The following is a 6,719-nucleotide window of genomic DNA, read 5'->3' as shown; positions in this document are numbered from 1 at the left end:
GAGATTGCCATGCATCCCATCCTCCTTCGTTTTTATTCAGGGAATTCTTAGAAATAAATTAAGGTTTAGGAGTTGTGAATAGAACCATGCTGCTTTATATACTAGCACCCCAAATCTTTATGACCCAAAAGAGATGGGACAGTTGTCTCCACAAATTTCATCAGTTTCAAAGCTTTTCCTTCCATATTTTCTTTCAATTAATCGGGCCATAGAACTAGCACCTAAGGTATGGAAGGAACAGTACTCTACTGGTGAACTTCAAATTGTAGAGAATTCCCCACAACGTGCCCGAGCACTATTAAAGAACATGAAAACCTCCAAGTTGATGTGTATCTACCTTACAGGATATTTCGTAGGAATGGCTGCATTATGTAAAGTGAAAAATCCAGTTTGTACCGAAACAAAATGTGTACATGATGGAAATGATTGCTGCGAATTTGTTTTAAAATGGGATGCCTAGAATTCAGGTATTATCAAGCGAGGCCAACCTATTTATTGCCCTTTCCACCTTTTTCCTCATAACCTTGTTCCCGCTCTGTAAATAATATGATTTCAATTCTTCCAGTAACTTCGCTGCAATCTCTTTCTTTCCTAGCTCAATGTACAGTTCTGTCATCTCAAATTTTACGCTGTTGATACTTTCTGGAATACCCATTTCCGAATACATCTTTAACGATTCAAGATACCTCTTTTCTGCATCCGCATAATTACCAGCATACCTCAGAACTTCCGCCATGCCTGCAATTGCATCTGCGATAAAATCCTGGCTTCCTGTTTCCATTGCGACATCCACCGCTCTCTGTGCAAATTCCATTGCCCTGTCTATCTTTCCCTGACTGGCCAGACATGTGGAAATGCTGTTCAAAAGCGCCGAGACCATCTTCTTATCATCTATTTCAACAGCAATTTCGTATGCCTTCTGATAATACTCAAGTGCGGACTGAGAATCTTCAAATTTATCGTATGTGCTTCCTATGTTAAAGAGAGCAAGGGCGATACTTCCCCTTTCTCCAGTTCTCTCTGCAATCTCCAGATACTTTTTGAAAAACTCAATGATTTTTGCTGGCTCCTCTGAAGTGCGGTAGTAAATTACACCTATGTTGTTATAGACGCTGGCAACGCCATCAAGGTCCCCCATTTCCTCGTAAAGTTTCTTTGAAATTTCAAAAAACTCCATTGCTTTCTGGTAATCTCCGATATCATCATAAACTCCACCCAGATTGTGATAAGAGCCAGCAATCCCTTTCTTAAGGTTGTATTTCTTTCTGATTTCAAGAGAACGCTCCAGATAAACAATTGCCTCTTTTACTTTTCCAATATACCACAGACCAACACCCATTCTGTTGTAAACCTCGCCCAAAGCAATCTCATCACCAGCTTTTTTGCAGAGTTCTATACTCTTTCTGTAGTTTTCAACTGCCTTCACAAACTCGCCTTTTGTCTCAAAAACCCAGCCCCTGTTTTTCAAAATTTCTCCCTTCAATCCCCATGCATCTGGCTCAGCTTCAAGTTCTGCTTTTTCCAGAAGTTGCATGCTTGCAGCAAAATCTCCTTTCTTAAGATAGGGCAAACTCAGTTTCATCAGAATTCTCGCCCGTTCATTTCTGCTGAGTATGTGCCTCAGAAGTTCTTCAAGAATCTGGATTTCCTTCTCGTATTCCGCCATAATGTAATAACAATCCGCCAGCATTTCATAAACCTTCAGAACCTCCTCCTTCATCTCTTCTTTCTGCTCCAGGGATTCAAGGGCTTTCATAGCCTCTAGTGATTCTTTGAGACAGTCCTCAATCGCAAAGTTTCTGAGAGCAAACGCTGCAGAGACGATTTTGAATTTGATGCCCTTCACTGGCACTCCACCCAGGATATAGTGCCTCCCAATCTCTCCAGCATACTTTGGTTTCTCTCCATAATATTTCTCCAGTTCTGCAGCTGCTTTTCCGTGCATAATCCGTTTTCTCGTGCCAATGATCTCACTGTAAACTACCTCATAGACAGGATTGTGAACAAATCTGTAAACCTCCTCCCCCTTATCAGATTCTTCAAGGTAGTCAGTGGCTATCAACATATCAAGAATGTCCAGCAATTTGTTTTCATCCAGATCTACAAGTTTCTTCAGCACATTATACTCAAACTCTCTTCCCAGGATTGCACATGCTTTCAGAACTTTTTTAACATCCTCATCCAGTTTTGCGAAACGATACAGTATCATTGTTCTTATTGTCTCAGGCAACTCAATTTTTTCCATATCCAGCATCTGCAAGCTTTCCAGACTGCTGAAAACTCCCTGCTCCACAAGTGCCCTTCCCATCTCCTGAACAAAGAAGGGGTTACCTTCTGTTCTTCTGTGAATTTCCTTTACAATCTTGTCTGGTAGTTTCCTCACACCAGTAATAGCATTCAGCACTTCTGCCACGCAGTCCTCAGTTAATGGTTTCAATTCGATTGTTTCTGCAACCCGTTCAATGTTTATATTTCGCACAGTCGTTGTAAACTGATGCACATGCCCAGTCCTCATACTTTCAATCTGGTATGCAATTACAGCAACGAGGGACATTTTTCTCACATTTCTGGCTAGATAGTGAATAAAGCCCAGTGTGCTCGAGTCCGCCCACTGAAAATCATCGATTGTGAGAAGCACTGGCTTTGTAGCCATAAGGCGTTCAAATGTTCGCAGGTAATTTTCGAAAATTCTGGTTTGTTCCCGAAGCGGGTTTGTTGAATACAGCGGTGATTGTTCAATCCCAGAAAGGCCAATTGGAGTATAGAATGGTTCAATCTCCCTTGTTATTTTTGCGAGAGCATCATTTATCGGAAGAAATGGGCTACCCTTTTCATCAATACAATTTCCAGAAAGCACAGCATAGCCAAGATTCTGGGCAATTCTGCAGACCTCATGGATTAAGCGGGTCTTTCCGATACCAGAAGCGCCAGTAATAAAATAAATTCTTCCTCTTCCCGACTTTGCGTCTTCCAGTCCTGTTTTGATAATTTTCAGTTCTTTTTCTCTTCCGAGGAGAGGAATGTCCATGGGTGCGGGAACACATTTAATTAGAAATAGGTTTTCTTGGATGAAAACGGCTACGATTTCTTCTCTAAAACTTCGGGATTTACAATTTGCTCTGGAGTTTCTCCTTTCAGTGCCTTCAGAAGCTGGGTCGCAGCCATAACTGCCATGTTTGTTCTTGTTCTGGTAGTTGCGCTTCCGATGTGGGGAAGCAGCACAACATTCTCCATTTCATAAAGTTCCTCTGTAACAGCCGGCTCAAACTCATACACATCCAGTGCTGCACCCGCAATCACACCTTCTTTCAGGCATTTAACCAGGGCTTTCTCATCAACGCACTGCCCTCTTGCTGTATTAATCAAATAAGCGGTCTTTTTCATCATTCTAATCCTTTGCTCATCGATGAGGTGATAGGTCTCAGGTGTCAGAGGAACATGCAAGGTGACAAAATCTGCCTCTCGCACAAGGTCATCAACTTCAAGCTTTATTCCACCCATCTCCTCAATCTCTTTGTTTGGCTTCCTACTCGAATAAAGGATTTCCATGCCAAAGCCCTTTGCCCTTCTTGCAACCGCTGTCCCAATCTTCCCGGCTCCTATGATTCCTATAGTGCTACCATGCACATCAGTACCAAGCAAGAGCGTTGGTGCCCAGCCAGTGAATTCCCGTCTACGCATCAGCCGATCTCCTTCTGGGATTCGCCTTGCAATTGCGAGAAGAAGTCCAAAAGCAAGGTCCGCAGTGGTTTCTGTGAGAGCAGAAGGAGCATTGGTCACAATTATTCCTTTTTTTGTGGCATGGGCAACATCAATGTGGTTGATGCCAGCAGAATATGTTGAAATTGCCCTGAGCTTGGGACAGGCATCAATTACCTCAGCATCAATTGTATCTGTGAGGAGGCAGAGTAAACCATCCTTATCTCTTGCACCTGCAATAATCTCTGCCTTTGTTGGAACCCGCTCTGCTGGGAATACTTCAACTTTGCACTCTTTCTCCAGAATTCTCATGCCTTCCTCTGGGATTTTTCTGGTTACAAATACCTTATACATGAGGGTAAGAAAAGCGAAAAGGGTATAACATGGTTTTGGTGATAGCCCTCTATAACAAACGGCAACTCATAGTAGGTACCCTTGTACTCTACAATTGGATAGTGATAGCCAAAATACCCATCTTTTTTGATTGCATCGGTATCAATCCAGCCTCTGCCATTGATGTAGAAGTAGCCCCAGACATGTCCGTACACACCACTGGAAAACTGACAATTTGCATGGCGATATTGTGCAGGAATCCCAACAGATCTGGCAAGTGCATTTTCAGCATGAGTATGATCACAGCAGTTAATTGCACTCACTTCAAAAATTGCACTGTATGCACCATACTGAGTATTGTAATAGTATGCATAACTCTTTGCGTCCCTTACCCATGTGTATACGGCCTCTCCTGCCTTATACATTGCGTCATTTGGATTCATCGTACCATTGTTTGCTTGGTTTGAATAGGTGCAGATGATGCTCATTGCTTTGTTGATTATACTTCCATTAGTTGCCTGGCAGTTTGCAGTTGCACCTGTGTATTGGGAGTTAGCGTCAGTTTTAAAGCCAGGAACCGGCTTTACATAAGCAAGAGACGGCATTGCTCCATTGTAACAATTCCATCTAACTATCCTTGCGTTTATATAAAGGATTTCCCACATCCGAATTTTTCCAATGGGTGAGTTTGCATAGTTTGGTGCCACTCCATTGTTCTCGATAAATCTGTAAACCCGGTAGGCCATATCATCGTACTGAACAGGTGTAAGTGAGCCAGAGTACACTTCACCAAATGGATTGGAAGCATAGTCAGGTGAAGGAACAGCATAGGTAGTGTTTGTGGAACCAGTGTACAGGTCATGAACGAGCTTTGAAGAGATGTAGAGCATCTGGGGCATTGTGAGATTTCCTTGGCTTGTGGTAACATACTTTGGTGTTCTGCTGTAATTCTCAATGTAGTTTGCGAGTCGAACACAGGCATCGATTGCCTCTCCTTTGCTCAAGCTTGTCTGATTGCTGGTTCCCTCCTCAAAATGCAATACAACATCCTTGGCGACATTTACCCAGTAACCACAGCCAGGTATAAGAAGGTCTGTCTTATCCATTGGACTTAACATTGTGCTTGAATTAGTATCGTATCTTTCTATAATTTCGACCGTGAGATTACCAAAAACTTCACTCACAGTTTTTGGTGTAAGAAGAGGGTAGGCTATGAGGTTCCAGCCAGTTTTTAGCTGAAGGGCATAAGCACCAACATACTGTCCATAGAGTGGTAATTTGCATGGCGTTTGAGATGTGATGTTAATCCAGTAACCAGTTCTCCAACTAACATTTACAAAATGATTTGGGTGATCAAGATCTGGTCTTTTTACATCATAAAGCTTCCATTTTCCTGCAAGCGAATCATATGTCCAGATAATGTCAAACTTGCCCCAGATTGGTTGAAACACTGCTTTGACTGCGGAATTTTGGAAAAGGATGTGAGGGAAAGAGATGAGATTCCATCCAGGGTAAAGCTGAATTTCAAATGTTGCGGTAATCACAGAATATTGATCAATCACCTGATACTGTGTTGAGGTTATTGGATACTTGAAAAAATTCACGCCTTCTGCTCCACCAGAAATTGCGGAGTTTATGCAACTCTGAAGTTCTGTGTTGGTCATATACTGGCCATTGTCATCAATCGACTGGATTGCAGTCCAGACCTTACAGTTTGGATTCCCTAGTAATGCCTCTTGTTTCACATACTGGGTCACTGTGCTAACCCATGAAGGTTGCTGATTATAGTTGTGTGTGTATGCCATAGGCAGAAGCACATCTAGATACTGTGCCATCTGGGTGTAGTTCTGACCATAGTTGTAAGCATTCACCTCCATTTCAGGCATCACTGCAGCACCTATTATCGATCCTGGCCTGTAAAACTTTATTATTGCTGAGACTTCCTGACAAAAGGAGGTTATTGGATATGTGTTGCCGTTTGCGGTTCCTGGATAGCGTATGCAATCGAGAATAACTCCATCAAAATCATAGTTCTGTGAGAGGGGAAGGAAGAGGTTATTTTTGAGGTAATCTCTATAGGAAGTAGAATTCGGGTCTACCCATCCACCCCAGGATTCATCGTCAAAGCAGATTACCCAGGCATAAACTTTAATCCCATACTTGCTAGCATTTTCATACATTGCCTCAAGCCGATCAAACCTGTATGTACCAGAAACACCTTTTATAAGGACGAACACATCACTAATGCCATGCTGTGCAAATTCTCCAGCAAGTGTTGCAGCGCCTGCATCTGCTACATCAGTACCCAATACCCAGACACCCTTTGAGTCAACCGTCGTACCTCTCAACTCAGCGGCAAAGTGAACTTCACCGGCTTTTGGAAGATTACCTAGCATATTATAGCAGGAGGGTAATATCAGAAGCCCTAAAAGCACTACAATGCAACCAAATGTTAGTATCCCTCTGTTCATACTACTAAATATGCTTAGTAAAATATGTAATTTTCGAAAAAGAAAAATTTTTCGTTTGTACCATTTTTGAGTTGGGATAAGGGAATACCCACTAACTTCCCAAAGATTGTGTAATAGGCACAATGAGATTTTGATACCTCAGGAGTAAATCCGTCTTGCCAGTATGCAATTTTCCATGAGCGCACCGAAAGTTTTATTAATCCCTTTGATATTACT

5 protein-coding genes are annotated in these 6,719 nt (G+C 42.2%); 1 reads left to right on the top strand and 4 read right to left on the bottom strand.

All coding sequences use genetic code 11. The features are described from left to right. The first annotated feature begins 133 nt into the window (after positions 1–133). A complete protein-coding gene (locus tag QXD64_08890) occupies positions 134–460 on the top strand; it encodes a hypothetical protein (protein MEM3397423.1) in 327 nt (108 codons plus the stop codon). A 3-nt stretch (positions 461–463) separates the two neighbouring features. Here QXD64_08890 and QXD64_08885 read toward each other — a convergent pair whose 3' ends face one another. The 4 genes from QXD64_08885 to QXD64_08870 all read right to left on the bottom strand — a co-directional run. Next, positions 464–3,028 carry a tetratricopeptide repeat protein gene (locus QXD64_08885; GenBank protein ID MEM3397422.1) on the bottom strand — a complete coding sequence of 855 codons (2,565 nt, stop codon included), beginning with the start codon at positions 3,026–3,028 and terminating at the stop codon, positions 464–466. Between the two features lie 50 nt (positions 3,029–3,078). Continuing rightward, the gene (locus QXD64_08880; protein ID MEM3397421.1) at positions 3,079–4,053 is read right to left on the bottom strand and encodes a D-glycerate dehydrogenase; all 975 of its coding nucleotides are present in this window, start codon (positions 4,051–4,053) and stop codon (positions 3,079–3,081) included. Continuing rightward, entirely contained in the window at positions 4,035–6,503 is a 2,469-nt protein-coding gene (locus tag QXD64_08875; GenBank protein ID MEM3397420.1) for a pseudomurein-binding repeat-containing protein, read from the bottom strand. Before QXD64_08875 ends, QXD64_08880 begins: the two co-directional genes overlap by 19 nt. Before the next feature lie 14 nt (positions 6,504–6,517). Further along, positions 6,518–6,719: hypothetical protein (locus QXD64_08870; protein MEM3397419.1), on the bottom strand; the 202-nt coding region annotated here is incomplete at its 5' end.

This window comes from Thermoplasmata archaeon, from assembly GCA_038874435.1.
In the GTDB taxonomy this organism is placed as follows: domain Archaea; phylum Thermoplasmatota; class Thermoplasmata; order Lutacidiplasmatales; family SKW197; genus SKW197.
The sequence above is the reverse complement of the archived record's forward strand: the minus strand, read 5'-3'. Positions and strand labels throughout refer to the sequence as shown.

Excerpts from the sequence above, each read along its gene's own strand:
- QXD64_08880 (MEM3397421.1), bottom strand. The coding sequence starts at position 4,053 with ATGTATAAGGTATTTGTAACCAGAAAAATCCCAGAGGAAGGCATGAGA.
- QXD64_08885 (MEM3397422.1), bottom strand. The coding sequence starts at position 3,028 with ATGGACATTCCTCTCCTCGGAAGAGAAAAAGAACTGAAAATTATCAAA.
- QXD64_08890 (MEM3397423.1), top strand. The coding sequence starts at position 134 with ATGGGACAGTTGTCTCCACAAATTTCATCAGTTTCAAAGCTTTTCCTT.
- QXD64_08875 (MEM3397420.1), bottom strand. The coding sequence starts at position 6,503 with ATGAACAGAGGGATACTAACATTTGGTTGCATTGTAGTGCTTTTAGGG.